Below are 26,260 nucleotides of genomic sequence, written 5' to 3'. Positions count from 1 at the left end.
GGAGATAAGAAACTGTTTTGGGATAGGAGTAATTGGAGAGCCAGGTGTCATAGTCACCATAGTCAGAAGACTGCTAGAGAGGATGGAGGTTTTGGTAATGGTAGATAAGCCGACAGTGAGTGAGCCACCCAAGGGACGCGGAATATACATCAAACCCTGTGACCACAACTACGAATTCTTAAGATCGGATTTTGAATCGAGCGAGGGCTCTTACCGAGACCACTATGAGCAGAAGGATATATTCTTTTGTCGGAAGTGTCTGCATTATGAGGTTAAGTTGGTCCGTTCTGAAACGTTGAGGGGAAGACCGAGCTGGTTCAAGGGGTAGGGGGGTCAAATCTCTGTCAACCTTTTGCTTATAGACCGCGGCCCCCTTATTTCGCGTAAAAATTCGTTTTATGAAATTTTCGGTAAAAGGCAGGTGAGCCCTATGGGCAGAAACGCCAAACCGGTTGGACTGCACATTGCACAGGGCAATCCGAACCGTTTAACCAGAGAGCAAATCAAGCAACGTCAGGAGGCGGAAATCAAACTTGGGAAAAGTGATTTGGACAAGCTGAAGCCGCCGGTATTCGTGAAGAATGACACGATTGCCTATTCTCACTGGAAACAGTGCATGAAGGAATACAAGGCGGCTGCCGAACAAAACGTGGATCTTTTAAGCAGCTCGGATGTCGGGCTGCTGGCGATGTATTGCAAAACTTATGCAGAGTATGAAAGGCTGCAAAAATCCTATCAAACCATTGATAAAGTGGCCTATGATAGCGAGTTTTTGGATGAATATATCGAAGATAGTGCTGAATTTGATACTAGGGTCAAGAAGCAGCTGCGGGCGATGGTTGCAGTGGACGGGCTGCTGCGGATCGAGACGGCCATCAACAAGAAGATGGACATGCTGCTGAAAATGCAGGACCGTTTATTCCTTAGTCCGCTGGCGAAGATCAAGAACGTACCGAAGCCGAAGGGGAAAGAGGCACCGGCCAGCAAGTTCAGCCGTTTTGGAGGCGGCCGTGGTGGATAGCCTTATGATTTACCCTTATAACACCGTTTCTGAGCTGGACAGGGCCACAGCCTACGCATATGAGGTGGTTGAGGGGCGGATCCCGGCAGGTGAATCCCAGCGCCAGGCCTGTCAGCGGCACTTAAACGACCTAGAAAAACAGGGAACAGAGGAATTTCCCTACGTTTGGGACCCTGATAAAGCCCATGAAATCATTGAATTTGCCGAGTCTCTGACACTGGCTGAGGGTGAGGATCCGGCTCCGCTCAGGTTATGGGGCTTTCAAGACTTCATTCTCGGCAGCTGGAACGGCTGGCTAAACAGTAAAGGGTACAGAAGATTCCGCACTTCTTACGTCCAGGTGGCCAGGCAGAACGGTAAATCTCTGAAAAATGCGGTACCGGCCCTGTATTACGGAAACTTTGACGGTTACAATTACCCGCAGGTCTACTGTGCAGCCACAAAAGAGCTGCAGGCGAGAATTGTATTGGGCGAATGTATCAAGTTTATCAACGCTGACCGAGAGCTCGGCGGGGATGAATACGAAGACGGTCTTTTCCAGGTCAAGGAGTACGCCGGAAAGATTGAATGCTCCGTTTCTAACGGCGTGATCCGGGCACTGGGGCGGGATACGAAGTCTATCGACGGTTTCAGGCCCTACTTTGCGAGCGTGGACGAGTATCACCTGCATAAAGACAATCAGATGTACAAGCTGCTGGCGGACGGGACCAAGAAGCTCAAGCAGTGCTTAATATCCGTCATTACCACAGCTGGCTTTGATCTGAATTCGCCGTGCTTCCGGCTGTATGAGTATTGCAAATTGATTTTAGCCGGGGTTCACAAGGATGAAACGCAGTTCGTGTTCATTTGTGAGCTAGACAAGGATGATGATGTTTGGGATGAAGCCAACTGGCCGAAAGCTAATCCATTATGGACAGAGGAAACGTTGGATAGTCTTCGATCCGAGGGGATCAAGGCAAAGGAAATGCAAGGGGAAGACCTGCGGAATTTCCTCACCAAGTCGCTGAATCAATGGGTGCAGTTCGCGGATAATCAGTATATGAACGTAAGTCACTGGAAAGCCTGCCAGTCTGATACCACGCTGGAGGATATGGAGGGCCGGGATTGTTATCTCGGGCTTGACCTTTCATCAGGCGGTGACTTAACGTCCGGCTGCTTGGAATTCCCGATTGACGAGGGCCAGCATCGAAAGTATTACATTCATTCACACAGCTTTATGCCGGCGGCTCGGGTAGCGGATCACGTCAAGACAGACAATGCACCCTATGATATGTGGATCCGGCAGGGGTTAATCACCGTGACAGAGACGCTGGGCGGTGTGAAAACAGATTACAAGTACATCATCAGCTATTACCGAGACATCATCAAAAAGTATAACCTGAAGCTCAGGGGCATCGCGTATGATCCACACAACGCCGATGCCTTTTTGTCTGACCTGGAAGAGTTCGGCGTGGACTGTGTAGAGATTACACAGAGCGCCCGCAGCCTGAATGATGCGACCGTAGATTTCCGGCTGGAAGTCGAGGCAGGCAATGTGTTTTATGACCGCAGGAATGAGCTGCTGACCTGGTCGATGGTGAACGCGAAGACCGTGAGCAATAGCTTCGGAGAAATCAAGATTGATAAGGATCCGCAGGCAAAGTTTAAGCGGATCGACCCGGTGGATGCGGTAATAGATGCACACAAGCTGACACTGGCCAATAAGGTGAAGCGCTCAGTGTACGAAGAAAGAGGCGTTCGCAGCATTTAATCCGGGAAGGGGGTGACAGAACTGAAGATACCGATCATATCAAAGTTTCTCGAAAAACGAAGTGAAATGAGCGATCTGAAAAACCCCAAGCGCTGGTTTTACAATACGTTTGGCATTACTGCCGGGAATGGCATTCAGGTAACAGAAGCAACGGCCATGAAATCAACAGCCGTGTTAGCATGTGTACGTGTACTATCCGAGACAGTAGCCTCTTTGCCGGTCCCAGTGTACAGGAGATTAAAACCAAGAGGCAAAGAACGGATATCCCATGCTGTTGCGGACATTCTGCAGCGGGCTCCCAATTCTAAGATGACCGCATTCACTTTTCGTGAAACCATGATGGCCCATATTTTGCTCTGGGGTAACTGTTATGCGGAAATTGAATATGACGGAAACGGAGTGATCAAAGCTCTATGGCCGATCCCTCCGAGTCGTGTGGATATGTATGATACCGAATCGGGTGATTCATTTTACCGGGTTACATTGCCCAACGGAGAGCAGAAGAACATTCCGGATTATGCGATGTTCCATATCCCGGGCTTAGGTTTTGACGGAAGAAAAGGGATATCGGTCATCAGCTGGGCGAGAAGATCCATTGAGCTTGCCCTGGCGACCGAACAATTCGGGGCTGACTTTTTTGAGAATGGCACAAACGTGGGGGCAGTCGCAACCCATCCAGGAACTTTGACGGAAGAAGCCTTTGAGCGATTAAAACAATCGCTTCGGGAAAAGTATGAGGGGCTCGGCAATGCTCACCGTTTGATGCTGCTTGAAGAAGGCATGACATTTTCAAAAAATACGATCCCACCGAATGATGCACAGTTTTTGGAAACGAGAAAGTTTCAAATCTCCGAGATTGCGCGTCTTTTTCGTGTGCCTCCGCACATGCTGGCCGACTTGGAACGAGCAACTTTTTCAAACATTGAACAGCAGAGCATCGACTTTGTAACTCACACCATACGGCCCTGGCTGGTTCGCTGGGAGCAAACAATCAACTGGAAGCTCTTTGATAGCAATGAACAAAAACAGATATTTGCCGAGTTCCTGATTGAAGGCTTACTGCGCGGTGAAACCAAGGCTAGATATGAAAGCTATGCTATCGCAAGGACAAACGGCTGGCTATCAGTAAATGATATCCGGGAGCTTGAGAACATGAACCCGGTTGAGGGCGGGGATATTTACCTGCAGCCACTCAACATGAAGGATGTTAATCAGAAAGAGCCAGGGAAGGGAGGTGATAACGATGAAGGAAGCCAAGGAACAACGGGAATTGGTGCTGCCGGAAACGCGGCCGGAAGTGAGAAAGGCTGATGGAGAGCCAGCCAAAATAATTGGTTATGCAGTCCGCTGGGAGCAGTTATCACGCCCGATTTTTGGAATGTTCCAAGAACGGTTTAAACGAGGGTCTTTCACAGCAAGTCTGGTTAATCCTGATGTTTATGCATCCTGGCAGCATGATTCCAGGGAGGTTCTTGGAAGAACGCCTAACACTTTGGTACTCACCGAGGATGACATTGGGCTGAGATATGAAATCACCCCGCCGAGCTGGGCAGAAAAACATTTGGAGACGATCGAACGCGGTGATGTGCGGGGATCGTCTTTTATTTTTCGCCCGGTTGTTGAGGAATGGGATGAATCCAATCCAGATATGCCGATTCGCTCCATTATTGAGGCAGAATTGTTTGAAGTCAGCCCGGTGACTACGCCGGCATATCCACAGTCATCTGTAGGCATTCGGTCTGCTGAAGAAATTTTTAAATCTCGGCCCCATTCTGAAGCGGATGCGGATGATCAAGAAGAAGAACAACGGGCAGCAGCTTTGTTGGATTTGAATATGAGGTTAAGAAAATTAAACACTTGAGAGGATGAATTATTTTGAAAAATCTGATCGAACTGAGAAAGAAACTGGCTGCGAAGAAAGAAGAAATGCGGTCCATGATTGAATCGGCGCAAGGTGAGAAGCGCGGCTTTACGGATGAAGAGGAAACAAAATTCACCGCGATGGAGGAAGAGGCTAGAAGCCTGGAATCCGAGATCAAGCTGGAAGAGCGGTCGCAGCAGCTGGCCATGAGTTCTGGCGGTACGAAAAGAACGCCAGAAGATCCGCAGCATGAAACTGAATTCCGTTCCCTTGGTGAACTGGTGAAGACCTATCGTGAGAATCCGAACGATGAAAGACTGAAAGAATACCGCGAACTGGCTATGAAGAGTAATAACAGTGGCGGTATTTTTGTACCTCCACAGTTTTCTGCGCAGCTATTCGAAGTATCACCGGAGTCTGCTATTGTCCGGCCGCGAGCTCTGGTTATCCCAGCTGAAGACAGCGCACCGGATGCTAATATCACATTCCCGGCGCTGGATCAGGGAGCGGGCAGTAATATGTATGGCGGGGTTGAAGTGAACTGGATCGGTGAAGGTGATGAAAAACCAGAAACCAATGCCAAATTCAAAGACCTGAATCTCGCCCCTCACGAAGTTGCAGGTCATATTGTCGTGACGGACAAGCTGCTTCGGAACGCTCCAGCGATTAACCAGATCGTTACACGATTGTTCCGCGGGGCTATCGCGGCTGCGGAAGATGATGCTTTCCTGTATGGTAATGGCGTAGCGAAGCCTATGGGTGCAATCAATTCTCCGGCAGCTGTTACCGTGCCAAGACAAGTGGCTGGTACCATCACTTATACGGACATCGTAGGCATGCTGGCCAAAGCGAAGCTTGGTGGCAATTTGGTTTGGGCGGCTTCGCAATCTATCCTGCCGCAGCTGCTGACCATGAAAGACGATGCTGGCAACCTGATCTTCCATCCGAATATTGCCAATGCCATGACAGGGACATTGCTGGGCTATCCAATTCGGTTCTCTGAAAACTCTCCTGTCCTTGGGGCAGCTGGGGATCTGGTTCTGACTGATTTTGGTTACTACGTGATCAAGGATGGCGCGGGTATCTTTATCCAGGCATCCGAACATCCGTTGTTCAAGCAGAACAAAACGATCATCAAAGCTTTCTGGAACGTGGATGGTAAGCCGTGGCTGAATGGTCCACTCACACTGAAAAACGGCTACGAGGTTTCCCCATTCGTGAAACTTGGTACTCCGCAGGGTTAGTTTTATTAATTCCTAATTGAAAGCGAGGAATCCGATATGCCGGATAAAACAAAGCATTACCACGTAACAAACGCTTTTGTTGACGCGGTAACAGGTGAGACTGTTCAGGTCGGTACCATATTTGAAGCAGACGAGGAACGAGCCGAGCGTCTGAAGGCTGCTGATGTCATCGGCAAGGAAGCAACCAAAGCGGAAATGGATGCAGCGAAGAAAGAAGCTGACCAGGCTCCGGACGGTGGCAAAGATGCTGGCGACTCTCAATAAAGCCAAAGCGTTCATGGGCGTATCTGAAGAGGATGATTCGCAGGATCTGACTATCCTCTCGGCGCTTGCAGCTGCTTCTGCAGCCATTGAAAGGGAGTGCAATCGGAGCTTCGAACACAAGCTATACCGGCAGACGCTGGACGGCTCTGGAACACAGTTCCTCCGGCTCCGTAACTACCCTGTCGAATCCGTTTCGCTGCTCAAGGTGGATGGAAAAGAAGAGGATGCAGACAGCTTTACCATTGAGCCGGAAAACGGCATGCTGTTTCGGCGCTCTGGCTGGCCGCAGGGGGCGCGTTTGGTTGAGGTCGAGTATTTGGCTGGCTATACCTTGCCGAGCGATGAGACAGGCGCAGAGCCGGCCACACTGCCGGAAAATATCCAACTGGCATGTATCATGTTGGCCCAAATCCTTCTGCGTTCTCCTGGGGTGAAGTCGGAGCGTGTGGGTGATATTTCTGTGACCTACGATGAAGCCGGATTGCCGGCTGTCGTGAAGTCGCTCCTTCGATTGTGAGGTGATCCTGGATGCCTAAGAAAACGCGACGAAGTTACCGGCGGGCAAACATTGAAGTGACCGAAACCACCTACCTCCCGGGGATTATCGACACGTTGCAGGATTTGGTCACCAAAGAGGTCCACATAGGTGTGCAGGGAGACGAGGAAACGGCCATGATTGCCGGCATACATGAATACGGTTCGCTGAAAGCAGGGATCCCGGCCCGTTCTTTTGTCGGTACCGGCAAGAAAAAGGCTCAGGCTCCTATTTCCAAAACGGTGAAGGCAGGCGTGATCGAGCTGGTAACAGGCAATCTGAATACGAAGGATTTGCTTCAGCAGATTGGTGATGTAGGGCTTGGCCGTGTGGTGAAAAACTTTGACAAGCTGCGGACACCGCCGTTGTCTCCGATCTATGCGAAGCGCAAAGGGAATAAGAAAATCCTGCATGATGAAGAAACCCTGCGGGATTCCCTAACGTCTGTGGTTGTTTCCAAAGGGGGGCGGCGCCGATGATGCAGATCAGATTTTCTTCCATCCTCCGCAAATATGAGGTCCCCTATGCGCTGGTACGGCCAGGATCCGGCGGACTTTATGACGATTACGGCGATTATATCCCTGCCGTGCCTGATATGGTGCCGTTGAGAGGTGTAATTCAGCCCGTTTCCGCTGAGCTCCAGCAGGCGGAAGGGGGTCAATATACCGCAGAGGACCGGACGTTGTACACGGTGCACAGGCACGAAAGTGGCGATCTAATTCTGTATCAGGACCAGGAATACACCGTGGATGTCCCGGAAAACCGGGAATACAGCGATACGAACAAATACATCATCAAAAAGAGGGTAGCGAATGATCCCGTACAACGAAATCCGTAAAGCGCTGGTGTCCGGATTATCCGACCATACCGGCCTGCAGGTGATCAACATGAACGGCGGTGGCGGCATCCCTAAAGGCGCATTTATCACGTATCATTTTGAGCCTGGGTTTAATAGTACCGGTGGACGACCCATTGAACAGCAGAACGGCGAATATTTGGAGCAGATGGAGACGGTGGAATTTACCGTCTCTTTTTTGTCCTATGCGGATGATAACCCGGTCAGCATGACCAACGCGTTGCAGGCTCAAGAGTGGTTTAAGGCAGACGGTCGGATCAGGCTGAAAGATGATCTTGGCATTGTCGTCCATAATGTCGGGCAGGTCGAAAACCGGGATGTTGCCATAGGTACCGAATGGGAGCGCCGGCACGGCTTTGAAGTTGAATTCAGGATGCAGAACATATCCCAGCGTAAGCTGGACGTGATTGAAAAAGTAAACATAGAAGGAGCTGGTACCATTGTCATCAATTAAAGACGTAACAGTCATTATTGATATTAAGAAGCCCACGCCAATTGTGGGATTCGGCAAACCGTTGATCATCGGCACATCAGCTGCCGCTAAGCCGTACAAGTCCTACACTGATTTGGCGGAAGTCGCCGCAGATCACACGATCAATTCTGAAATCTACAAAGCGGCTGCTGCAATCTTTAATCAGGAGCATCGACCTCCTGAGCTGGCCGTCATGTCGAGGGAAACCGCAGGCACCTGGGAGGATTTTTTGCCGCAAATCTTTGAAAAGGATTGGTATTTTCTAATCTGCACACGCAGCGCTGTGGAAGACATTACAGCTATTGCCGATGCGGTCGAAGCGAACGACTCCCGGCAGTTCATGGTCAGCACCACCAGCAAGGAGGATATGGTGACGATCAAGGCCAAGGAGTATAAAAACACCACGGTCTTTTATCACACCAACATAGACAACTATCCGGAGGCAGCTCTGGTTGGTGAAGCTGGATCGAAAACGGTCGGCAGCATTACCTGGAAGGGTCAGCGCCTCAGAGGCATTTTGCCGCTGGACATTTCGGCTGCGGAGCTCCGGGAGATTCATAATTTGGGCGGGATCACTTATGTTACGAAAGCCGGTGACCCGGTGACCAGCGAAGGCAAAACAGTGAGTGGAGAGTACATTGATGTAATCCATGCGAAGCACTTTGTGATTTACACTATCGAGTACGAGGTGCAAAAGCTGTTCAACAACGCCCGGAACCAGAAAATCGGTTACGACAACACCGGCATTGCTCAAATTGAGGGCGTGGTCCGAAACGTGCTGCAGCGATGCACCTTGCAGGGGATCATTGCCAGAGACGATGCCGGAACCGGGCTGTTCGAGACAACCTTTAAGACCCGGGAACAGACCACGGCACTGGAACGGTCTACAAGGGAATACAACGGCGGTACATTTGGATTTGAACTCGCCGGGGCCATTCACGAAACCACAATTCGCGGTCTTGTGACCTATTAAGGGAGGGAAACGAAGTGTCAGTAAAAACATACGATCCGAATGATTTGACTGTGATGGTCAACGGTGTCTATTTGACCGGCTTTGCTGAAGATATGGTGGAATTCGAGAAAGATGAAGACGGTTATGAGACGAAGGTCGGAGCACAGGGCGATGTAGTGCGTTCAAAAATTAACAACCCATTGCATACGCTATCCATTACGTTGTTATCCAGCAGCCCGCAAGTTTCTATGCTGGACAAGTTGGCTAAATCGGGTGAAATGGTGCCGGTATCCTTGATTTATAACGGAGATCCAAAAGAGACCGTCACAGTCACCGAAGCTTATGTCAAAAAGCCAGCAGCCCGTTCCTATGGTTCTGAGGCTGAAGACCGCGAATACGAATTGCAGTGTCTTGATGCAGATATTGCCTAAAATACAAATGAAAAGAGGAATTGTCCATGAGTAACTTCAAACAGAAAAAGTATACTTCCAAATCCGGTAAAGATTATGTATATCAGTTCCCGGGTGTTCGAGCCGTGTCTAAGATCAATGACGCCAGCAAGAATAAGTTCGGTGTCGTTCTGGAAGAAAAGCTTGCTGATGAAATGCTGAAGCATGTCATTGTTGAACCGAAAATGAAGATTGATGACTTTGCATCCTACCAGGAATACTCTGAAGTCATTAACGCGGCTTATGCCTTTATTTCCGGGCAGGACGGTGACGGGGATGATCAGCAGGCAGGAAGCGGCCAAGAGGGCTAAAGAAAACTGGCCGATGTGGCGGTTGCTGCTATCGGATATGAACATCTCTTATAGCGACCTGGACAAGATGGACCATGATGACATCATGGAAGCCAATGCTGCCCTGGATATCTATCTTGAACAACAGAAGAAGGAGCCTAAGAAGTGAGCGCCTGCGGGCGCTCTTTTTGTCTTGGGAGGAGGAGTGAAGGATGGCAGTAATCAGTAACCTCATGTTCGCTGTGGGCTTTAAAGTGGCTGATGGCGCACTGCGAAAGGCTGACAAGCAGGTCGGCATGATGAAAGACAACTGGGCAGCGGTAGGGTTAGCAGCTGGGGCCATTACAGCCGCGGTAGCAGGGGTTGGATTTGCTGCAGTGAATGCAGCCAATGAATTTAATGACTCCATGCGATCCATACAGATGGCCACAGGTCAAACAGCGGATCAGATGGAAGAGACAAAGTCCATCGCAACGGATCTGTATAATCAAAACTTTGGCCAGAATTGGCAGGACCTCAGCGGCGCCATTACTGCTACAGCACAAATTACGCAGCAAACAGGGGACGATCTGAAAGAGACCACACAAAACGCTCTCTTGCTGCGGGATGCTTTTGGCTTTGAAGTAGCGGAATCGGTCCGGACAGTGGATACCATGATGAAAAACTTTGGTATTACCTCCGAGGAAGCGATGAACCTGCTGGCACAGGGGACACAAAACGGTTTGGATAAATCGGGAGACCTACTGGACACGGCAAATGAGTATGCGAACCAATTCCAGGCGCTGGGCTTCACGGCTGAAGAAATGTTTGATACCCTGGCTGCCGGCTCTGAGAATGGCGCTTTTAACTTGGATAAGGTCGGAGATGCCGTTAAAGAGTTTAATATTCGAGCGAAAGACGGCTCCAAGGACACGGTAACAGGATTACAGATGCTTGGTCTCAATGCTGAGAAAATGATGGGTACCTTTGCCGCTGGCGGTCCTGAAGCCAAGGCAGCCTTTCAGCAGGTCATGCAGATGGTGGGAGATATAGCAGATCCGGTCGAAAGGAACACGGTTGGCGTAATGCTGATGGGTACTCAATTTGAGGACTTGGAGGCAACGACAGTCGCATCAATGGGTCGAGCGCGAAGCGAATTTGACATGACAGCCGATAAGATGCAGGAGATTAATGACATCAAGATGAACAGCCCGGGAGAAGCCATGGCCCGAATGGGGCGGCAGATCGAGACGGGGATCTTAAAACCGCTCGGCGATAAGCTCATGCCGTATCTGATTGACTTTTCTGGTTGGCTGGAGGTGGCAGGGCCCCAAATTGCGAATGTCGGCGGCATGGTCATCGACTCTCTTGCCAGAGGTTTCGACATGGCCGCGAGCGCGGCGTCTTTTTTGACCGATAACTTCGATGTGATTGGACCTGCAGCAGGAGCATTTGCGCTGGTGCTGGCGACAAAACTAATCCCTACAATCAAGTTAATGACCACATCCGGAATCCGGATGACGGTTGCCTATCTCCCGTTCATCGCCATCGCGGCAGGTATTGGCTTGGCAGTAGCTGGTGTCATCCTAATTTTTAAAAATTGGGGGACTATTAGCGCCTGGCTGGTCGGCATATGGAATGCGTTTAAAACATGGGTCATAGGTCTGTTTAACAGCATCGCAGCATTTTTCGTGACGTGGGGTACGGTGATCTGGTCGGCCATTACCTCGGCCGTATCGGGGATTGTCTCCGCCGTATCAGGTTACTGGAATACATTCACGGCAGTCACCATGTCTGTTTTTAATGCGATTGTCGGTTTCTTCTCTAGTGTATGGAACAGCATCTGGTCAACGATTTCGAATGTGGCTAACAGCATTGTGTCCTTTGTGACCAATGCCTGGAACACGATCAAGGATGTGGCCACATCCACCTGGGAAGGGATCGGGACGGGACTCAGCAACATGTGGACCAACGTGAAGAACAGTTTTTCTACGGGCGTTAACTTTATCACAGGCCTGGTCAACAATCTGATCCGGAAAATCAACAGTGCACTGTCCATTAAGCTGCCAGATTGGTTGGGCGGGAAAGAATTTGCGATCAATATTCCGGAAATCCCTGAAATGCCCGTGGACGGCAGTCACGCTGCCGGTCTTCCGAATGTCCCGTTTGATGGATACATCGCAGAGCTGCATAAGGGGGAACGAGTCCTTACAGCAGATGAAAACAAAGCTTATTCTTCCGGGTACACGCCGGAGACGGCTCCAGCCCGGGCAAGCAGCGGCAGCTCATCGACAAGTCACATGGAAGTCAGTGTGAAAGTCGATGTCAACGGGAGCTCCATGGGCGGCCCGGAGAAGGCGGCGGTTATGTCTGAGTTGCAGGCGCTGTTTGAGAGTATCATTCGGCGTAACGGTCTGGAGGTGGCAGCAGATTAATGGCAACGATTAACGGTCATTACCTCTCAGTGGCTGAAGAAACACCTGAGTTTGCTGTGGATGTCACAGACCAGCCGGTCGAGAAAGAGGTGGATGTGTCCGACCATGTCCAGCGGAAGCTCCGAAACATGAGCATCACAGGCACGGTCGTTGAGGACGCGGCGAAGATAGAGCGATTTCTAAAGACGGCCGTGGATCAGGGAGAGGTGGTCCGGTATGTTGGCCGAACTACCTTCAGCGGGCTGATCACAAGTTTCACACCGACCCGGACCTATCGAAACGCAACCGGATTTGATTTTAGTATCACGATCAAAGAGGTTCGTTTCGCTTCATCTTCGTATGTGAAGGACCTTCCGCTGCCGCTGAAGGCTCAGGTGGCCAAAATCGTAAATTCGGGCACTAAGCAGAAAAAATCCAACAAAAAGAGCGAGAAGAAGACCACCACTAAAAAGACAGCAAAAGCAACGACAACAAAGAAGACCAGCAAGAAAGCAAAGGAGCAGGTGCAAAAGGTGAAATTTAAACCCGGCAGCCCCTGGGCGGATTGAGGTGATTAAGTGGAGTACATCGACATTGAGAAAGACCAGATACCACACCGTTTTGACGTTGATCTGGCTGGTGAGATGTTCACATTTGAGGTCCACTATAATGCCGATTACGACTTCTTCACGGTGGATCTAGAAAAGGACGGCGAAGTCTTGGCCGTGGGTGAAAAATTGGTTTACGGCTTGCCTCTTTTCCTGGATGTTATGGACAACCGTTTCCCCAAGGTTCCCGTCATTCCATATGATGAGTCAGAAAAAAGTACAACTGTAACCTGGGAGACGCTTGGAGTGAGCGTCTTTTTATTTGTGATTGAGGAAGAGGATGAGGAAGATGAATAATTTTGGCCGTGTCTGTGAGGTCATGACCGAGAATATGAAATTTTCCATGGATGATTTCAATATTGTGGCCTCCGTACCCTTTGATAATGACGCACTGCCGAATGAAGCAGAGATTCAAATCTGGAACCTGTCCGACACGACGATTAATAACATCAAACGCGGCAAGGTCCTGATGATGAATGCCGGTTACCGGGAGGACTCCGGGGTCATCCTGCACGGTTATATCTCCAGTGTGAAAACCAATCGGTCGGGGGTGGACAAAATCACCACGATTACGGTTCTGGATTCAGAGGATTTATCCAAACGGCAGGTGAAAGAAATTGCTTACGCCAAGAACACACTGGCCAGCCACATCATTAAGGAGATGGCCCGTTACATCGGCTTGCCGGTAGCTCAGATGGATCTGAACCAGGATTACCGTTATCAGGATGGATATACCGCAAAGGGTCCAGTCACCGAGATCATAACCAAGGTGGCTAAGGACTGTGGAACATCCGTTTATATTAACAAAGGGAAGTTGTATGTCCGTAGCCTGCGCCGCGGCGGAGACAGTGTATTCAGGCTGAACAAAGGTACCGGATTAATCGGCTCACCAGAGTATTTCGAGGATGCAACCGCTAAGGGATACAATGTCCGGTCCCAGCTGCAGTACCGTATTACCACAGCTGCTGTGATTGATCTGGAAAGCGAATTGTTTAAAGGCCGGCTGCACGTTCGCAACGGTACGCACCGAATCAGCCGGACGGGGGATTTTATGACGGAAATGGAGGCTCTGCTATGAGAAACGATCCTGCAGCCACACTGTCCAAGCTGATTGAGGGATTTGTAGACCGGGCCATGGGCGGAGTCCATGTGGGGCTGCCTTGCCGAGTCATTAGCTTTAACGAATCCACCTGCAGGGCAGATGTGCAACCTCTAATCCGGACCGGGGATGATGAACCGGCGGTGATTCAAAACGTGCCGGCACTCGGCCGGAAAAGAAAGGTGGGGGTCGAAATTGAGACGGAAAAGCCGTTTTATGAAAAAGGCGATATCGTCCTTGTGGTTTGCGCTGACCGGGAGATTAAGAATGCGCTTGGGGGCAAAGTCGCGGCCCCGGACAGTACCCGGTCGCATGACATTAATGACGCTGTAATCGTGGGGGTGTTTATGTGATTTCACTGAAGCTTGATGAGACGGGGGACCTTGTCTTTTCCGGCGGTGAACTGGCCGTGATCGAGGGGCCCGAAGAACTGGCGCAGTGCGGCCGGGCGGCTATAGGCACCAATAAAGGGGAATGGTTCCTCTATCCGGATGCCGGTATTACCTTCAGCAAATTCCTTGGAAAAGAGATCAACGAGGAAGAAATGCGGGACGAGTTATCAGCAGGGCTACTGCAGGAGGATCGGTTCCAGACCGTAGAGGATATTGAATTCACGATTAACCGGAAATCTCGAACGATGCTGGTCACTTTTACGGCAGTGGGTACCGATGGGACAAGGGTACAAGCAGAGGGGGTGGAGGTTGGTGCTGGATAGAACAGGCTTTAAACGCCGGAGGTTTCAGGATTTGTTCGAAGAAATGGAGGACAAGGCCCGGGAAACGTTTGGCGACCAAATAAATACCTCGGAGCGTTCGCCGCTGGGGATCATTCTGCGGCTATTTGCGTGGTTTTTAGCAAAGCTTTGGGGTACAGCCGAAGACGTATACAATTCCGGATATAAAAACTCTGCTGCCGGAAATAACCTGGATCGGCTTGGCCCATATTCAGGTGTCACGCGGATCCTGGAGCAGTGGGCGACCGGTGAGGTCGTATTGACAGGAACAGCTGGAAAAACCATTGAGACAGGGTTTCAGGCTGCCACAGAAACGGGGGTCTACTTTGAAACCCTTGAAGATGTAGTCATCGGGCCGGCCGGAACGGTAACGGCGGCCATAGAAGCGCTGGATTCCGGTTCACAAGGCAACGTGGCAGCAGGTGCCATCACGATCATTGTAAATCCTAATCCGGATATTACAGCTGTTTCAAACCCGGAACGCACCCAAGGCGGCCGTGAAAAGGAGACAGACGCTGAATTCCGGGACCGAATGGATCAAGCCGTAGCCGGCGGCGGTGCGGCGTCCTTGGATGCCCTTCGCGGTGCGCTCTTAAGGCTGGACAATGTCCGCGCAGCTGCCGTTATCGAGAATAACACTATGCAGGCTGATCCTGTTGGCCGGCCGGCGAAGTCATATCAAGCTTATGTGCTTGGCGGTGATGATCAGGCCATAGCGGAGATGATTTTCCAGAAGGGTGCCGCCGGCATTGAGTCACACGGTGATATTACTGTGCAGGTACCGGACCTGGGCGGATATGTCCATGATGTGAAATTTAGCCGGGCGGAGGAAGTACAACTGCAGATCAGTGTGGATGTTACTAAAAACGACAGTTACCCAGCAGACGGAGACGAACAAATCAGGTCCGCGCTGGTCCGATATGTGGGCGGGGAGGATGGTGGCAGCTACTACAACGGGCTGAACATGGGCGCTTCTGTCATCTATACCAGACTGATTAGCGCTGTGTACAGCGTTCCAGGCGTTGAGGATGTGTCCGTCTTGGTTGGCTCGGGGAATAATCTGCAGCCGGCAAATGTACAGATTCAGCCGTTCCAGGTCGCACAGGTCCGGGCAACGGATATTGAGGTGATCAGTCATGTTTAGCTTGAAAGACATGCTTGGCCGCCTTACCGATGTCTACAATAAGAGCCCGGCGAGCAATCTTGGCAAGCTGATCGGTATCCTACACGGCCAGCTGCAGCAGGTGAGTGACAGCCTGGAAACCATTCGAGAATGGCGGGATATCGACAAGGCCAAGGGGACGACACTGGACCGGATCGGGGAGAACATCGTTCAAGCCCGAGGAGCTGCCACCGATGAAATTTACCGGGTACTGCTGAAGTCGAAGATTGCTCGAAATTTGTCGAAAACGGATGTAAACACCATCATTCAGGTGCTTGCCCTTGCGTTAGACTGTCCATACGCTGATATTCGAATTGAGCCGAAGTACACTGACTCAAGCGAACCTGAGCCAGCAGCTATAAAACTTATTCGCGTGCCGACGAAGCGCTTAAATGAGGTTGGCATGTCCCCCTTGCAGTTTGGTCAGATTATCCAAAAGACGGTGGCTGCTGGGGTGAGGGTGGCTCAAATCGAGCTTACCGGTACGTTCAGACTGTCCTCAAGTTACGATCAACTGCAGACTGGTCCGAATGGTTTGGCAGACGTGGATATGATTATAGGCGGCACGTTGGGTGAGGTGTACTTGCCAGGGAATGATTATGCATTACCGATATAGGAGGGATAACATTGCCATTTGAGAAAATCGTACCTGAATGGGCGGCGGCGGGGGTGGAGCCTCCGGAGTCCAAAAAACAAGAAGGATGGCAGGTCAGTGATCATCCGCCAGCAGCTTGGCTGAACTGGTTTTTCAATGGGGTGTCTGAGGCGTTAATGGAACTGCAGGAGAAAGCTGGTGAGGTCCCTCCTGCATCCTTAACGGAAGCTGGTATTGTGCAACTCTCCAATGCCACTAACGGAACACGTGAGACTGTAGCAGCCACTGAGAAGGCAGTCAAAGTTGCATACGACGAAGCCCTCGCGGGAAAGCAGCTTGGAGTTGAGCGTAAAGCGGAAGTGGTTGCCGCGCTTAACTCCATCGGGGTGACGGCATCCACGAGCGAAACCTGGTCTCAACTCATCCCGAAAATAGCTGCCGTAATCCGCGCGGTCGGTAACGTAACGGCTGCCGATATTCTGGCCGGTAAAACGGCGAGTAACGCAAGCGGACCAATAACGGGCAGCATGCCAAACCGTGGGGCGGTTACGTTGACGCCAGGCAAGACGGCGAAACCAATTCCTGATGGTTATCATAACGGATCTGGTGTGGTTCCGGCAGTATCTGTCCCGGCTGACAAAGTGCTAATCGGTACTACGATCGCGGAGACTGCAGGAGCTATGCCTAATCGTAGTGCTGAGAATTTTCATCAGCCAGGCCTGGAATTATCTATCTTTTCGGGGGATCGGACTTTTATAAAACCGCCGAGAGGTTACTTTGACGGTAACAGTTGGGTAGCCGCTGCCACGCCGGGATTAACATCAGCCAACCTGCGGGCGGGAGTAGTTGTGGGCAACATAACGGGAGCCTTGCAGGAGGGGAAGCAGTACTATGAAGTCAATTTGGGTAATATGGCAAGATACGCCACGGCAACTGTGTCTATGCCATTTATACCGAGAATAGTATCAATCACATTCAGAGGCGGTCAGACTGATTGGCTTGTAGGTACAATGTTAACGACTACAACACCGTATTATCCAGATATCGACTTTAAATACCTTGTAATTGCTGGCTACGGCGGAAGCAGTATGGCCTTACAAACAGCAAGTGGCGCGGGTATAACAAATACCACACCAATGCCGCAGGTGATTGTATTGAAATTTAACGGGGGGGATTATCTCCCGACCGCCTATGACGTTAATGTCAGAGCGTGGGCATAACAAAAAAAAGGTGGTGGAAAAATGGATTTATACACGTTTGGAAGGTGGATTTACTACGATAAGACAACCGGAGAGATATTGCATAATACGGGGGTAAGCCATTCAACAGACCCAAAATATGGGGTTAAGCGTAACCCGCTCGATACTATATCAAAGTTGCAGGAACGACAGCCCGAAACCGTAGGCGTTGTAAAGTTGGAACCAGAAGATTATGAACAAGATTTCCGGGAGGGCGTCCTGGGCAGAATAAACCCGGAAACGGGTGGGCTGGAGTTTTACTACCCTGATCCAAACGCTCCTACGCCGCAAGAACCTGTTTATCAACCTCCGTTATCCGATCAGGTGAAAGTACTTCAGGAAAAAATACAGCAAACCGACATCGAGAATAAACTGGCCCTTATGGAACTGTACCAGCTAATAACTGGTGAGTAATCATGAGGGCCTTTTTAATCACTATTTTTATCCGGCTGATCCTATATCTCATGAAGGGAGGTGAGTACGATATGACAGCAGTTTTTGCAGGTTTGGTAATGTATGGAGAGATCAGTTTTGCTCAGGTACCAGCATCTCAAAAAGATAAGGTTCGGGAGCATTTGGCGGCACTTGGACTGGATGAAAACGGGAAGCCAATTACAGCAGAGTAATTCAAGCAGCGCCGCAAGGCGTATTTTTTATGCCCTCGGGATCTCCGGGGGCTCTTTTATTTAGAGAGACAGGGGGAAGAAGGGTGGACTGGACCGTGCTCACTGCAATCATATCGGTAACTGCTGCCATTAGCGGCATTGTGCTTGGTTGGGTAGGTAAAACAAAGGCCTATAAAGCAGAAGTTGTACAAGAGGCCACAGCAGACGCATCGTTACACACCGATGTGTCTTATATCAAGACGGGGATCCTGGATATTCGTGTGGACCTGCGTGACATAGGCAGGCGAATGGATGATTTTTCGGAGCGTCTTACGCGGGTCGAAGAGTCGGCAAAACAAGCGCACAAGCGGCTTGACCGAATTGAAGAATAGGAAACGAGAGGATGATTGAAATGGAATGGAATATGATTTTTGAATTGGTTGATCCGCGGCTGTTGATCGTTGTGGCCGCATGCTGGGTGATTGGGTATGTGTTGAAACAAACCCCGAACGTGCCCAACTGGAGCATTATTTACATCGTCGTTATGGTTGCCATCATCTTAACTATCGGTTTGATTGGCTGGTCTGTGGAATCAGTCATCCAGGGTATCCTGGCCGGCGCATTTGCAGTCTTTGGTCACCAGGCCGTGAAACAAGCCAAGATCGGAGCTGATCAAGAATGAAGAAAGTGTGGATCGATGCAGGTCATGGCGGTAAGGACCCCGGCGCTACAGCGAATGGGCTGCAGGAGAAGGATATTGTGCTGAAGGTGTCCCAAGGGATCCAGCAGCAGCTGGAAGCTGAGTACGAGGGTGTGGAGGTGCTTATGTCCCGGAACACGGACGTATCTCTTGAGCTGTCCGACCGCACAAACAAGGCAAACAGAGCGGGAGCTGACATCCTGGTATCCATTCACTGTAATGCTGCAGGCGGATCGGGTGGCTTTGAGACATTTCGCTTCACTAATGCAATGGCAGCCTCCGTAGCTCTACAGAATGTACTGCACCGTGAGATCATGTCGGCGCTTAAGCCTTACGGGGTTACGGATCGGGGGCAAAAGAGTGCGAACCTGCACATGGTTCGGGAGAGCAAGATGCCGGCTGTGCTGACAGAAAATCTGTTTGTTGACGTTGCAAAGGATGCCGGCCTGCTTAAACGTCAGGAAGTGCTGCATGCCATTATTCAGGGACATGTAACTGGGATTGCAAATCACTTGGGACTCAAGAAAAAGGAGGAAACGACCGTGGCCAAGTCTGAACGTGATATCAATGTTGTAAGCCCCTGGGCCGCTCCAGCCTGGAAAGCAATGACCGATCAGGGTTATGTGGATGGCAGCCGTCCAGGTGCGCCGATCACCCGAGAGGAAATGGCTGTCATGATGAGCCGCTTTATTAATAATCAACATAAGTAAGCAAAGACCCTACCGGCTATGTGCTGGAAGGGTCTTTTTTGCGTTCTAATGGTATTAACCGGCTTACATGCTCTATATCCGCCACAGGTACATGTACAATTCCATGATCGTTACGCAGCTTCACACGGTCCGTGCATGCTTCTGGTATGCCTCGCAGCGTCTCTCCATCATTGGTGCGGATCGTCAGCTGCTGGCGGTTTCGCATAGCCAGTTTTATTTGCTCATTCACTTAACTTTCCAGATCGCTTGTCCGGTAGAGAAGGTATCTTTAAAGATGAACTCTAAAGATTCGGCATCTTTTGGAACTTCAAAAGCGAGCTGGCCGCGAAGTTTACGTCCTGCCGGTACGGCTCCGTCTAATTGATTTTTGATAAACGTAACAAGTCCGATATCGTAACTATAACCATCACCGTCAGCCATGGCTGTGTTTAATATAGAAGAAACACTGGCTTCTTCTGTTCCTTTGTTTTCAACGGTAATGTCAAGCACTTGGTACACATACCCATCTTGAGGCGTATCAAAGTCGCCGCCTTTATTTTCTTCTGCTGAATTCAAGGTGATGACAAGATCGTCGAATTTAACCGAGTCACCAATTTTGAAAATCTCAGTTTGTTTCGCTTCTTCTTTCGGCTCTTCTTCTTTAGCCAGCGTTTCTTTTTCAGTAGTATTCTTAGCGCTAGCTTCTACAGTTTCTGCTTCAGCACTGCTAACCTTCTCTATTTGCGCCTCTGAGCATCCCGACAACATCATTACAGCAATTAATGCCATAATCCCCGATTTTAAAACCTTATTCAACGTAATCCCCCTTAAATATACAAATATAGGGATAGTCTATCAGACGCAGGAATATTTTACTAGTCAAAATATTCCACATGCAAATGTTTTGACCAAAGTCTCTTTTCTTTTTTTCTTTATATATTGATTGATGCTATTATCCTTTGTTAATAATTTGGTCTACAAATGGTCTACATGTACTTAAAACCGCAGCATAATATTGTCGATATTGTTGCGTGGAAAGCCTTGTCCAGTAAGGGTTTATATACATAAAAAAATCGGGCGCCCTTTGCAGAGCGCCCTCATGGGAGAGGAGAAACCGGACGAAGAGCTTATGGGGAAACGTAAGTCTTCTTTCGCGGTTGTCTACGACACTTTTGATGTCGATAATGTTAGAATGCCCGGATCTTGCCAGGAATATACCCCATTGGCAAATTTCATTTTCAGGGGGATCTCTTTTTCATCGACCATAGATTATGTTACGATATTCTCATTCAATGCCATCATTTTCATACAAGAAACGACATTAGGACAGGAAACGGGTGAAATACTAGTGAGAGTAATATCGGGTCGTGCCAAAGGCCGGCCGCTGAAAAGCGTTCCGGGTACGGGCACCCGTCCCACGACGGATAAAGTAAAGGAAGCATTATTTAGTATGATCGGGCCTTATTTTGACGGAGGTGCCGCGCTGGACCTGTTTGCGGGCACTGGCGGACTGGGCATTGAAAGCATTAGCCGCGGAATGGACAAGGCTGTATTTATTGACGCAGACAGCAAGAGCCTGGACACGATCAAAGCCAATCTTGCCGCAACCGGCTTTACGTCCCAGGCGGAGGTGTTCCGCAATGATGCCGCGCGTGCATTGAAGGTACTGGAGCGCAGAGGCTACAAATTTGACCTCGTGTTTCTGGATCCGCCCTACCGGATGAAGAACGGCGATGCGCTGATGACCGAGCTGAGCGATAAGGGACTGCTCTATGATGACGCTCTGATCGTGCTTGAGTATGAATCGTCCTACACGTATCCAGAGACGCTGGAGGGCTTCCGGCATCTCCGCAGTGCACGATACGGTGAGACCGCGGTTTCCATCTACAGATTTACGGGATCCAGCAGCATGCCGGAGTCATCCGGCGAGGAGGAAGCTTGACTATGACCACAGAACCGCAGAAATCATACCGCATTGCCGTTTACCCCGGCACGTTTGATCCCGTTACGATGGGACATATGGATATTATTACGAGAGCGTCCCGGCAATTTGACCTGCTCATCGTGGCTGTCCTGAACAACATGAGCAAGAATCCGCTGTTTACGGTGGATGAACGCAAGGATCTGCTCGCCCAGGTCACGGCTCATCTGCCCAATGTGCAGATTGACAGCTTTAGAGATCTGTTAGCCAACTATGTCCGGCAAAAGAACGCCAATGTTATTGTGCGCGGAATCCGGTCGGTGACGGATTTTGAATACGAGCTGCAGCTGGCTTCCACGAACCACAAGCTTAACCCGGATGCAGAAACGATCTTTATGATGACAAATCCGAAGTATTCTTATCTCAGCTCCAGTCTGGTGAAGGAAATTGCCCACTTTCATGGAGATACTACAGATCTGGTGTCACCTGAGGTGGATGCTGCCCTCCGCCGTAAGCTTAATCCTTCCGCTGAATAAAGAAACGGGACGTGAGGCTGAAGGCAAGCACCAGGACAAGCCCAAGTACGACCTGCCAAAGAAAAAGGTCCACAAAAGAATCCCAGCCGCTGAAGCTGAGCCCGTTCGGGGCATACTCCGCAGGAATGCTGCCGAACGCCGGTGCTGCCGGGGGCAGCAGTCCTTGAAGCGGCTTCCATATCAACAGCGTGATTCCGGCGGCGTAGAGCGCATGCAGCAGTCGATGCCCCGCGTAGGCCCGCCAGGAAATCGCGCGCTCCTTAACGATAGACAAGCTCTGGAGCTGGCCGCTGAGACCTCCCCAGGCTAACAGGGCAGAGAGCAGTGCTAACTGAGTGGGGGTCGTCCCGGTGAACGCATGGCTTAATGCCTGCGCGCCGGTGTACAGCTCCAGAGTCCCGGAGGTCAAGCTTCCGGGTACAATAGGGAAGTAATGCTGCAGCAGAGAGATCAGCACAGCAAAAATAATAATGTACCCGCCGGTTATCATCAGCGTCTGAACGGAGCGGCTGACCGAATCGCCGAGCAGCCTGCCCAGGCTGCGTCCGTCTCGGGCCCTGGCCTGCCCGGCTGCCTGCGCAGCCCTTAGCAGCAGAGGACTTGTATGCTGGTGGTGTGGCACGGACGGGATGTCATCGCTGCTCTGATGCTTGCGTGAGCGTGTCCACGCCGCCAGCAGTCCTCCTGACCAATGCGCTATTAGCAGCACGTAGCCAGCGGCAGGGTCCTGCAGCATGCCGGCTCCGACGACGATCAGAATGGCCATCGGGCTGCAAAAATGTGATAACGACGCAAGTCTGCCGGTCAGCTGTGGACTCAATCGGTCCTGCTGGGCCAGCGTCTGCGCCGCCTGCGCTCCGGCCGGAAAGCCGGCAGTCATGCCGGTAACGAGCACCCAGCCTGCTTGTCCCGGCAGCTTCAGCACGCGGCGCATCAACGGCTCCAGCAGTACGCCTGCGCCGTGGGAAGCGCCGCTTGCCAGCATGATTTCGGTCAGCACGAGGAAGGGCAGCAGCGCCGGGAAGACGATATGCCACCACAGCTGTAACGCATGAAGCGAAGCCTCAAAAGCAGTTTCCGGTCCGCTGACAATGGCTGCAACGAGCAAGAATGCCGCCGTTCCCAGCAAGACCGTGATCCAAAGGCCGGCCTTCAGACCGCCGGCAGGGTCTTTATTCATAAGGGGTCTCCTTCCTGCGTAAACATGGCTAGTACCATTTTATGCAGGGATGACAGCCCTTTAGACCTTGTGTACAAGGACTTCAGCTGGACTACAGCTGCATCCGGGGGAAGGAGACATCAAATGAACAGAACAAGAAATTCAAGTGGAATGAGAGTCGCCGCTTATCTGCTGCTGGTCGCTGTCATGGTGTACGTTATCGTCTACATGCCGACTCCCTACATGATCTATCAGCCGGGCAGCGCGGAGGAAATCAAGCCGATGATTTCGGTGAATGGCGGAGATTCCGAGGAGCAGGGGGCATTTATGCTGACAACGGTGTCGGCGAGCTATGCCAACATTGCGCTTCTCGCCTGGTCGGCGGTCAATCCTAACAGCGAGGTCGTACAGAAGGAGCAGAAGCTGGGTGACCAGAGTAAAGAGGAATACAGCGCGACCCAGATCTATTACATGAATACCTCACAGTCACTCGCCGTGGAGGCGGCATATACCGCTGCAGGGATTCCTTACAACATTGTGCCAGATTATATGTTTATCCGTTCCGTCCCGGACACGTATGGCAGCGAGGCTTATTTCCGTCCAGGTGACAAGCTGATGAAGGTGAACGGAACGGCTGTGTACGATCATGAGGCTTTGACCGAAATTATTCGTACACTGCAGGCCGGTGACCGCATTCAGGTACAGCTGGAGCGCAGTGGCAAGCCGCTTGATGTGACTCTCCCGCTGGTCGAAATTACAGACAGCGCAACCGGGGAAAAAAGGCCGGGCCTCGGCGTACTCATTGCAACCATGCAGACGATCCAGCCGGATCATCCGGACCATAAGGTAGCCTTCTCGGCTACGAATATTGGAGGGCCTTCCGCGGGATTAATGTTTACGATGGAAATTTACAATCAGCTGACTCCCGGAGATTTGACCAAAGGATATGTTGCAGCCGGTACGGGGACGATAACGAAGGAGGGGACGGTGGGCCCCATTGGCGGGATTGTGCACAAGATTGTGGCTGCCGATCGTGAAGGGGCAGAGATTTTCTTCGTGCCGCGCCAAAATTTCGAGGACGCCAGGGCCCGTGCAGACCAGATCGGCACGGACATGAAGCTGGTGCCGGTAGAGAAATTGCAGGATGCGCTGGATTATATGGAAAGCCTCCCGCTTAAAGCCGCAGCGGGGGCATAAGGTAGTCCTCGTACATCCAGGACGTGTGCGGATCAGGGTAGGCTCCGGCATAAGCTGCGGAAGCTTGTACATCGAGCTCCAGCTGAGGATGCTCCAGGTCCGAGGCCTGCATAATGACCGGAAGGGCAGCACTTTTCTTCATGGCCTTCAGCAGCTCCTGACCGCGAGAGCTGAAGCCGAGCACCCTGATATAGCCGGGTCCATGGGCAAGACGCTCCGGGCTCAGCTCCTCCTTGCTGTGCTGAAGCAAAATATGCAGCAGCATCCGCTGAAGCTTGGTTCGCGTATAGCGTTTCGTTTTCAGGGCGCTAATCAGCTCTTCAACGGACGGCTGGGGGAGGAGCGGCAGCAGTCTCTTGATCCGGTGCTCCAGGCCCTCGCTGACCTCCAGCATACGGCTAAGTCCACGAGTGCTTAAGGTTTGGAGCAGCAGAAAGAGCGGCTGTTTGAAAGCCTCCCAGTCCACAGGACCCCGCCCTAGCGCGGTCTCTCTTCTCAAAATATCCAGGGTATAGCGGGGCATATACGGTGCTGCCGCTTCCAGGCCCTGCTCCCGAATGATGCGCCGGATCGAGGTGGCGCTGGCGATCGTCGGCCCGGCTGGCAGCAGATCATGGTACTGTGCCGCTTCCCGGGGAATTGTATATGCCTGAATGGGACTGTTCAGTCTCCGCAATGCCATCAAATAGTGCAGTCCTAATGTGTTGTTCGGCTTGCCCAGCAGCGAGGTGATCTCGGCGGCTTCAGCCGGAGATGAGCCTTGGGCCGCTCCGGCAGCGGCCGCATAGGCTGCAGGATAGCTGTGCCCGAGGCTCATCTGGCGGTGCAGCTCTTCTCTGAACGGGCTGTCCTCGGCAGACAGCAGCGCCGCAAGAGGGGTCAGCTCCCTCAGTGTGCCGCTCTCTGAGCCGAAGCAGAGGCTGTCTACAACACCGGTAGCGTGCAGCAGCGAAACAGCGCCGTAAGCGAACCATTCGGCAGGCTGTATTGCATAGGCAGCAGGAAGCTCGATGACAAGGTCAGCTCCCATGGACAGCGCCATTTCGGTCCGCGCCCGTTTGCCGGCCAGAGCAGGCTCTCCGCGCTGAAGGAAATTCCCGCTCATGACAGCGACCGTACGCTCTGCCTGGGCGATGGCCTTGGATTTCTTATAGTGCAGGACATGTCCATTATGAAGCGGGTTGTATTCCACGATGATTCCAACGGTTTTCACGAGATCAGCTCCTTGAACAAAATATATCATAAACACATTCCGCTTTTCTCGATAATCATAGAAATGACCTGAAGCGCCGTGCTATACTCATTTTCAAACGGAAATTGCCCTGATCTTCATGCATACCCTGTTGACAAAAGGCGCAAAGAATCGGTATAATAAATTTTGTTTGTTTGGAGTGATGGATATGCTTATTCAATTTCGTAAATTGACAACCAGCGATCAACCGTTACAATTCCATCAAACCGTGGATGTCAGTCAGACGGTGAAGGGCCGGAAGGATATTATTGAGGTGAAGCCGCTTCAAGCGGATTTGGCTGCAAGATCCTCCGTTGACGGCTCGATAGTTGTAACCGGGCGCCTGCAAGGCGATTTGGTTATGCACTGCTCCAGATGCCTGGATCCGGTGAACGAACATGTAGACATCCCTTTTCATGAAGTATTCCAGCCGGTAGACAGCCTGGACAACCTCCAGGATGAAAATGATGATATCACGTATGTAGAAGGTGAGAGTGTGGATCTTGCCGACTATGTGAAGGAAGCATTGCTGCTCTATTTACCGCTGGCCCCGGTGTGCAGGAAGGACTGCAGCGGTCTTTGTCCGAAATGCGGCAGAGATTTGAATGAAGGCTCCTGCGGCTGCGACACGGAAGTGATCGACCCGAGGCTGGCCGGGCTGAAGGACTTTTTTAAATGATGATGGATTTAACATCCCGTC

General features: G+C 51.1%; 35 protein-coding genes. 31 read left to right on the top strand and 4 right to left on the bottom strand.

What is annotated here, in order from left to right; translation table 11 throughout:
- Positions 1-430 precede the first annotated feature (430 nt).
- The 27 genes from E6C60_RS12770 to E6C60_RS12640 all read left to right on the top strand — a co-directional run bounded on the left by E6C60_RS12770 (position 431) and on the right by E6C60_RS12640 (position 19,537).
- Complete coding sequence (locus tag E6C60_RS12770) at positions 431-1,021, top strand: P27 family phage terminase small subunit (protein WP_138226195.1); 591 nt, start codon at positions 431-433, stop codon at positions 1,019-1,021.
- A 34-nt stretch (positions 1,022-1,055) separates the two neighbouring features.
- On the top strand, positions 1,056-2,771 hold the full coding sequence (locus E6C60_RS12765; RefSeq protein WP_175415421.1) for a terminase large subunit: 1,716 nt from the start codon (positions 1,056-1,058) through the stop codon (positions 2,769-2,771).
- Between the two features lie 12 nt (positions 2,772-2,783).
- Positions 2,784-4,082: a phage portal protein gene (locus tag E6C60_RS12760; RefSeq protein WP_138226193.1), complete on the top strand. Its 1,299-nt coding sequence runs from the start codon at positions 2,784-2,786 to the stop codon at positions 4,080-4,082.
- On the top strand, positions 4,015-4,632 hold the full coding sequence (locus tag E6C60_RS12755) for an HK97 family phage prohead protease (protein ID WP_175415288.1): 618 nt from the start codon (positions 4,015-4,017) through the stop codon (positions 4,630-4,632). Before E6C60_RS12760 ends, E6C60_RS12755 begins: the two co-directional genes overlap by 68 nt.
- 14 nt (positions 4,633-4,646) lie before the next feature.
- A complete protein-coding gene (locus tag E6C60_RS12750) occupies positions 4,647-5,876 on the top strand; it encodes a phage major capsid protein (RefSeq protein WP_217496331.1) in 1,230 nt (409 codons plus the stop codon).
- Positions 5,877-5,912: 36 nt separating this feature from the next.
- The gene (locus E6C60_RS12745) at positions 5,913-6,140 is read left to right on the top strand and encodes a hypothetical protein (RefSeq protein WP_138226190.1); all 228 of its coding nucleotides are present in this window, start codon (positions 5,913-5,915) and stop codon (positions 6,138-6,140) included.
- Positions 6,121-6,657: a hypothetical protein gene (locus E6C60_RS12740; protein ID WP_138227791.1), complete on the top strand. Its 537-nt coding sequence runs from the start codon at positions 6,121-6,123 to the stop codon at positions 6,655-6,657. The genes E6C60_RS12745 and E6C60_RS12740 overlap by 20 nt, the downstream gene beginning before the upstream one ends.
- 11 nt (positions 6,658-6,668) lie before the next feature.
- Positions 6,669-7,154 (top strand): phage virion morphogenesis protein, encoded by a 486-nt coding sequence (locus E6C60_RS12735; protein WP_138226189.1) that lies wholly within the window; start codon positions 6,669-6,671, stop codon positions 7,152-7,154.
- Positions 7,151-7,513, top strand: a complete 363-nt coding sequence (locus E6C60_RS12730; RefSeq protein ID WP_138226188.1) for a hypothetical protein — start codon at positions 7,151-7,153, stop codon at positions 7,511-7,513. Before E6C60_RS12735 ends, E6C60_RS12730 begins: the two co-directional genes overlap by 4 nt.
- The gene (locus E6C60_RS12725; protein WP_138226187.1) at positions 7,488-7,985 is read left to right on the top strand and encodes a phage neck terminator protein; all 498 of its coding nucleotides are present in this window, start codon (positions 7,488-7,490) and stop codon (positions 7,983-7,985) included. The genes E6C60_RS12730 and E6C60_RS12725 overlap by 26 nt, the downstream gene beginning before the upstream one ends.
- Positions 7,972-8,976, top strand: a complete 1,005-nt coding sequence (locus E6C60_RS12720) for a DUF3383 family protein (protein WP_138226186.1) — start codon at positions 7,972-7,974, stop codon at positions 8,974-8,976. Before E6C60_RS12725 ends, E6C60_RS12720 begins: the two co-directional genes overlap by 14 nt.
- 14 nt (positions 8,977-8,990) lie before the next feature.
- Complete coding sequence (locus E6C60_RS12715) at positions 8,991-9,386, top strand: phage structural protein (protein WP_233280997.1); 396 nt, start codon at positions 8,991-8,993, stop codon at positions 9,384-9,386.
- 26 nt (positions 9,387-9,412) lie between these two features.
- Positions 9,413-9,715 (top strand): hypothetical protein, encoded by a 303-nt coding sequence (locus E6C60_RS12710; RefSeq protein WP_138225712.1) that lies wholly within the window; start codon positions 9,413-9,415, stop codon positions 9,713-9,715.
- Between the two features lie 191 nt (positions 9,716-9,906).
- Positions 9,907-12,108: a phage tail tape measure protein gene (locus E6C60_RS12700; protein ID WP_138226184.1), complete on the top strand. Its 2,202-nt coding sequence runs from the start codon at positions 9,907-9,909 to the stop codon at positions 12,106-12,108.
- Entirely contained in the window at positions 12,108-12,656 is a 549-nt protein-coding gene (locus tag E6C60_RS12695; RefSeq protein ID WP_138226183.1) for a phage baseplate protein, read from the top strand. The genes E6C60_RS12700 and E6C60_RS12695 overlap by 1 nt, the downstream gene beginning before the upstream one ends.
- Before the next feature lie 9 nt (positions 12,657-12,665).
- Entirely contained in the window at positions 12,666-12,992 is a 327-nt protein-coding gene (locus E6C60_RS12690) for a phage baseplate plug family protein (protein WP_138226182.1), read from the top strand.
- Positions 12,985-13,773 (top strand): phage protein, encoded by a 789-nt coding sequence (locus tag E6C60_RS12685; protein WP_138226181.1) that lies wholly within the window; start codon positions 12,985-12,987, stop codon positions 13,771-13,773. Before E6C60_RS12690 ends, E6C60_RS12685 begins: the two co-directional genes overlap by 8 nt.
- Entirely contained in the window at positions 13,770-14,147 is a 378-nt protein-coding gene (locus tag E6C60_RS12680; RefSeq protein WP_138226180.1) for a Gp138 family membrane-puncturing spike protein, read from the top strand. Before E6C60_RS12685 ends, E6C60_RS12680 begins: the two co-directional genes overlap by 4 nt.
- The gene (locus E6C60_RS12675; protein ID WP_138226179.1) at positions 14,144-14,509 is read left to right on the top strand and encodes a DUF2634 domain-containing protein; all 366 of its coding nucleotides are present in this window, start codon (positions 14,144-14,146) and stop codon (positions 14,507-14,509) included. The genes E6C60_RS12680 and E6C60_RS12675 overlap by 4 nt, the downstream gene beginning before the upstream one ends.
- Positions 14,499-15,671 (top strand): baseplate J/gp47 family protein, encoded by a 1,173-nt coding sequence (locus E6C60_RS12670; RefSeq protein WP_138226178.1) that lies wholly within the window; start codon positions 14,499-14,501, stop codon positions 15,669-15,671. Before E6C60_RS12675 ends, E6C60_RS12670 begins: the two co-directional genes overlap by 11 nt.
- On the top strand, positions 15,664-16,305 hold the full coding sequence (locus E6C60_RS12665; RefSeq protein ID WP_138226177.1) for a hypothetical protein: 642 nt from the start codon (positions 15,664-15,666) through the stop codon (positions 16,303-16,305). Before E6C60_RS12670 ends, E6C60_RS12665 begins: the two co-directional genes overlap by 8 nt.
- 11 nt (positions 16,306-16,316) lie before the next feature.
- A complete protein-coding gene (locus E6C60_RS12660; RefSeq protein ID WP_138226176.1) occupies positions 16,317-17,504 on the top strand; it encodes a tail fiber protein in 1,188 nt (395 codons plus the stop codon).
- A gap of 21 nt (positions 17,505-17,525) precedes the next feature.
- A complete protein-coding gene (locus E6C60_RS12655) occupies positions 17,526-17,936 on the top strand; it encodes a hypothetical protein (protein ID WP_138226175.1) in 411 nt (136 codons plus the stop codon).
- A 71-nt stretch (positions 17,937-18,007) separates the two neighbouring features.
- Positions 18,008-18,148: a hypothetical protein gene (locus E6C60_RS20960; RefSeq protein ID WP_175415287.1), complete on the top strand. Its 141-nt coding sequence runs from the start codon at positions 18,008-18,010 to the stop codon at positions 18,146-18,148.
- 83 nt (positions 18,149-18,231) lie between these two features.
- Positions 18,232-18,519: a hypothetical protein gene (locus E6C60_RS12650; RefSeq protein WP_138226174.1), complete on the top strand. Its 288-nt coding sequence runs from the start codon at positions 18,232-18,234 to the stop codon at positions 18,517-18,519.
- A 20-nt stretch (positions 18,520-18,539) separates the two neighbouring features.
- The gene (locus E6C60_RS12645) at positions 18,540-18,809 is read left to right on the top strand and encodes a phage holin family protein (protein ID WP_138227790.1); all 270 of its coding nucleotides are present in this window, start codon (positions 18,540-18,542) and stop codon (positions 18,807-18,809) included.
- The gene (locus E6C60_RS12640) at positions 18,806-19,537 is read left to right on the top strand and encodes an N-acetylmuramoyl-L-alanine amidase (protein WP_138226173.1); all 732 of its coding nucleotides are present in this window, start codon (positions 18,806-18,808) and stop codon (positions 19,535-19,537) included. The genes E6C60_RS12645 and E6C60_RS12640 overlap by 4 nt, the downstream gene beginning before the upstream one ends.
- A 16-nt stretch (positions 19,538-19,553) precedes the next feature.
- Here the strand turns inward: E6C60_RS12640 and E6C60_RS12635 are convergent, their stop codons facing one another.
- Positions 19,554-19,766, bottom strand: coding sequence for a hypothetical protein (locus tag E6C60_RS12635; RefSeq protein WP_138226172.1), 213 nt, complete (start codon positions 19,764-19,766; stop codon positions 19,554-19,556).
- Complete coding sequence (locus E6C60_RS12630; RefSeq protein ID WP_138226171.1) at positions 19,763-20,332, bottom strand: DUF4352 domain-containing protein; 570 nt, start codon at positions 20,330-20,332, stop codon at positions 19,763-19,765. Before E6C60_RS12630 ends, E6C60_RS12635 begins: the two co-directional genes overlap by 4 nt.
- Before the next feature lie 532 nt (positions 20,333-20,864).
- Here E6C60_RS12630 and rsmD point away from each other — a divergent pair.
- Positions 20,865-21,458 carry a 16S rRNA (guanine(966)-N(2))-methyltransferase RsmD gene (gene rsmD, locus E6C60_RS12625; RefSeq protein WP_138226170.1) on the top strand — a complete coding sequence of 198 codons (594 nt, stop codon included), beginning with the start codon at positions 20,865-20,867 and terminating at the stop codon, positions 21,456-21,458.
- A 2-nt stretch (positions 21,459-21,460) separates the two neighbouring features.
- On the top strand, positions 21,461-21,973 hold the full coding sequence (gene coaD / locus E6C60_RS12620; RefSeq protein ID WP_138226169.1) for a pantetheine-phosphate adenylyltransferase: 513 nt from the start codon (positions 21,461-21,463) through the stop codon (positions 21,971-21,973).
- Here the strand turns inward: coaD and E6C60_RS12615 are convergent.
- Positions 21,954-23,153, bottom strand: a complete 1,200-nt coding sequence (locus E6C60_RS12615) for a nucleoside recognition domain-containing protein (RefSeq protein ID WP_138226168.1) — start codon at positions 23,151-23,153, stop codon at positions 21,954-21,956. The genes coaD and E6C60_RS12615 overlap by 20 nt on opposite strands.
- A gap of 123 nt (positions 23,154-23,276) precedes the next feature.
- Between E6C60_RS12615 and E6C60_RS12610 the strand changes: the two genes are divergently transcribed.
- Positions 23,277-24,329 carry a SepM family pheromone-processing serine protease gene (locus tag E6C60_RS12610; RefSeq protein WP_138226167.1) on the top strand — a complete coding sequence of 351 codons (1,053 nt, stop codon included), beginning with the start codon at positions 23,277-23,279 and terminating at the stop codon, positions 24,327-24,329.
- On the opposite strand, the gene E6C60_RS12605 is transcribed toward E6C60_RS12610, so the two are convergent.
- Positions 24,307-25,542, bottom strand: coding sequence for a nucleotidyltransferase (locus E6C60_RS12605; RefSeq protein ID WP_138226166.1), 1,236 nt, complete (start codon positions 25,540-25,542; stop codon positions 24,307-24,309). The two genes, E6C60_RS12610 and E6C60_RS12605, sit on opposite strands and share 23 nt — an antisense overlap.
- A 187-nt stretch (positions 25,543-25,729) precedes the next feature.
- Between E6C60_RS12605 and E6C60_RS12600 the strand changes: the two genes are divergently transcribed.
- Complete coding sequence (locus E6C60_RS12600; RefSeq protein ID WP_138226165.1) at positions 25,730-26,239, top strand: YceD family protein; 510 nt, start codon at positions 25,730-25,732, stop codon at positions 26,237-26,239.
- Positions 26,240-26,260 lie beyond the last annotated feature (21 nt).

The organism is Paenibacillus algicola (genome assembly GCF_005577435.1).
GTDB lineage: Bacteria > Bacillota > Bacilli > Paenibacillales > Paenibacillaceae > Paenibacillus_AQ > Paenibacillus_AQ algicola.
This window is presented reverse-complemented; position numbering and strand designations above follow the sequence as displayed.